Origin of the sequence: Bacillus sp. C28GYM-DRY-1, from assembly GCF_030519405.1 — a bacterium.
GTDB classification, from domain to species: Bacteria; Bacillota; Bacilli; order Bacillales; family Bacillaceae; genus Bacillus; species Bacillus spizizenii_A.
This window is the reverse complement of record NZ_JAUMKF010000062.1, coordinates 1-457: the sequence shown is the minus strand read 5'-3', so window position 1 is coordinate 457 and position 457 is coordinate 1. Positions and strand designations below refer to the sequence as shown.

Below are 457 nucleotides of genomic sequence, written 5' to 3'. Positions count from 1 at the left end.
ACGATTCCGTGGGGGCCTCACTGCGTTCTCTGCGGTTCCTCGCGCGGCCTCCAGCGTTTGGTGGTTGCGCAAGCCCCGGTCATCCCCTTCACGGGGGGCTGGGGCCCGCGGTGTTGGGCGAACATCCGCAGTGCCGTAGGAGAACAGCGGACTACGACCGGGGTTTGTTGGCCGCCGCGTAGATCTCGACAACGTCGCGTGCCTCCCAGGCCAGCCGGTAAGCGAGGACGACGACCTGGAGGATTTCAGCCGTGCTCGGCAGGTCCTCGTCGGGGAACTGAGCTCCGACGTGCCGGTAGTGGACTGTGTTGGCGACAGCGGCGACGCCGGCGGGCAGCAGTCCGTCCTTCTCGGCCCGCTGGTAGGTCTCCACGACGTTCGACGACCAGCTCCCCGGGATGTCGCCGTAGTAGCAGTGCGCCAGCTGCAAGGCGCCCACACGCAGGACCTCCCAGCT

The 457-nt window shown here is 67.8% G+C and carries 1 protein-coding gene; it reads right to left on the bottom strand.

Features of this window, described 5'->3' with window-relative positions:
• Positions 1 to 151 precede the first annotated feature (151 nt).
• Positions 152 to 457: hypothetical protein (locus Q3W56_RS20675; protein WP_302896701.1), on the bottom strand; the 306-nt coding region annotated here is incomplete at its 5' end.